Here is a 2,250-nt window from a genome sequence, read left to right on the forward strand (position 1 = left end):
TTTTACGTCGTTACAGAGGGCTTCGGTGCAGAGATCGACGCTGAGACGATGTAAAACATGCTTACAGATGAGTTAAAGAGGCAGAAACGACTGGATGGTGTGCTGTAACGATGTTTTACACAGGAAGGAGGTGAAAGAAGTGAATGATTAACATGGCAAATCAACTTGCACTTTATCTACAGTCTGAAGGTGCGGGGACACTCGGGAACGACTTGTTCGTGGACGACGTTCCACAGACCCCTGATGAGGCCATCTGGCTCACCCACGTTGGCGGTAACGCGGAATTCAAGCTTGACGCGCCGAGTTGCTGGCGCAAGCTGAGCTTACATGTCAGAAGCGCGACATCGGCAGGGGCGCAGGATCGCATCTGGAGTGCTATTAACAAGCTGCTCGATCCAGATAACGGTGTCATCGAGGTGGACAGGCATAACTACACGGTGCAAATTACTACGCTGCCTGCTGTGATGGGCAAGGATGCAGAAGGCAGATACATCATAAAATCTGTTCTGATCCTTCGGCAAGTAAAACCTGTGCTAGAAACTTGGCTGAAAGCTATAACCGTATTTACGGAAGCGGCTTTAGGCTCTCAGTGGCACGTATACCGTGGATTCAATGGTACGTGTCGACCTAGCGTCTCATGGCAGTGTTTGAGCGTACAGAGTGCGTCGGAGTCAAGAGGTGCTTGCCAGCTTACGAAAGAATTCGTTGGGCAGATTGCTGCGAGGTCGGCAAATGAGTATCAGTTGGCTGCTCAAATATTACTGCTGGGACTGGCTGAACAAGCTAAATTGCCAATGGGAGGCGCTGGTAGCAGGTGGTTAACGGTGATTAATTCCAGTACAACGATTCGCTCAGGGGATTTGTCCACGGGGATTCTGACCGTTACTATAACGGGCGCAGCTTCAGCTCCGCAAGGCACGTTACCTCTCATCCCTGGTGTTCAGACAGCAGCCTCCCCCAAGCAATCTCAACAGAAAGGAGCAAAAACGAATGAACCAAATCGGTTTTAACCTGATTACTGCCACGCTTGGCGGGTTTGCAACCTATGCCTTCGGCGAGTGGAACGAGCTGCTTAGCCTATTTCTCATGGCGATACTAGTCGACTATATAACGGGTATTGCCGCCTCGATGAAGGAACAGCGTGGCCTTAATAGCCAAGTCGGCTATTGGGGCCTTGCCCGCAAAGGACTGATGCTGCTTGTGATTATGCTGGCGCATCGCATGGATATTCTGATGGATACGGACCTGATGATGACGGGAGCGATATATTTTTACTTGACGAATGAGTTTATTTCTATTACTGAGAATTACGGAAGATTAGGACTGCCGCTTCCCAGCTTTCTGAAGCAGATGATTCAAGTGCTGCGAGGCAAGGAGGAAGGGTTATGAGCAAAGAAAGCTTTATTTATAAATTAGTTCCAGCCGCACAAGCGGATATGCGGGAGTTTGGTATTTTAACTAGAATTGTGTTACATGAAAGAGATTACAGGTGTGCTAGTCGAGAGCTGCAGCGCGCAGGTTATGCAACGGATCCGCAGTATGCGGACAAGCTGATTCGGATTATTGAAGGGAGCGAGCTGACTCGTTTTGATCAGATAGAGGAGGAAAGGGGGTATATGATGAGTTCTGATGATGCGAATAAGATTATTAATTTCTTGTCCGCTGCTTGGATGAGTACAGAGGATGCAGAAGCTAGAGTGGAGTTTCACCGTTTGGCTGATGAGCTTCGGGAAGCGTCCGGGCAGCAGTAGGTGGCTGAATACTCATCAAAAATCCGAGAATCATCAGGCTGTCGGCGTAACGCTTTTTAACGCTAGTAACCATTCATCTCGAACCTAAATAAGAGCCCCTAAGGACTCTTATTTAGGCATTTTCTCTTCACTGGAGGTAAATAGAAGCCTCCAAGAGTAAGTTTCACAATTCAAAACCCACGCCAGATAAGGGTTTCTGGCGGATGCAAAAAGGAGAACCTCCCCATCTAATCGAAAGTGTAAGTACCACCAAACACTAGAAGAGAAGGGAGTTCTCCTAATGTATTTGATTCGGCAGCAAAGCCTGTTTTCCCTGCAAGACCTATTCAATTTACAACCTGAGCAGAAATATGCCACCATTTTCGACACAATCGACATGCCCAAAATTTACTCAGCATTAGCAAAAAAGAGTTCGTTAGGCGCACCCGATCGACAAAATTACCCGGCTATATTTCGCTCCGTCATTATTGGAATGACGGAAGGATTTACAACATATGAG

3 protein-coding genes and 1 pseudogene are annotated in these 2,250 nt (G+C 47.7%); all 4 read left to right on the top strand.

From position 1 onward, the window contains the following. Positions 1-143 precede the first annotated feature (143 nt). On the top strand, positions 144-1,010 hold the full coding sequence (locus tag G519_RS0140855; RefSeq protein WP_029199439.1) for a minor capsid protein: 867 nt from the start codon (positions 144-146) through the stop codon (positions 1,008-1,010). Next, positions 991-1,389, top strand: coding sequence for a phage holin family protein (locus tag G519_RS0140860; protein WP_029199440.1), 399 nt, complete (start codon positions 991-993; stop codon positions 1,387-1,389). Before G519_RS0140855 ends, G519_RS0140860 begins: the two co-directional genes overlap by 20 nt. Next, on the top strand, positions 1,386-1,751 hold the full coding sequence (locus G519_RS52830; RefSeq protein WP_244280390.1) for a glucosaminidase domain-containing protein: 366 nt from the start codon (positions 1,386-1,388) through the stop codon (positions 1,749-1,751). The genes G519_RS0140860 and G519_RS52830 overlap by 4 nt, the downstream gene beginning before the upstream one ends. A 280-nt stretch (positions 1,752-2,031) precedes the next feature. Further along, positions 2,032-2,250 (top strand): annotated as a pseudogene (locus G519_RS51870) (IS5/IS1182 family transposase); the annotation flags it as partial.

The organism is Paenibacillus alginolyticus DSM 5050 = NBRC 15375, from assembly GCF_000422905.1.
In the GTDB taxonomy this organism is placed as follows: Bacteria; Bacillota; Bacilli; order Paenibacillales; family NBRC-103111; genus Paenibacillus_E; species Paenibacillus_E alginolyticus.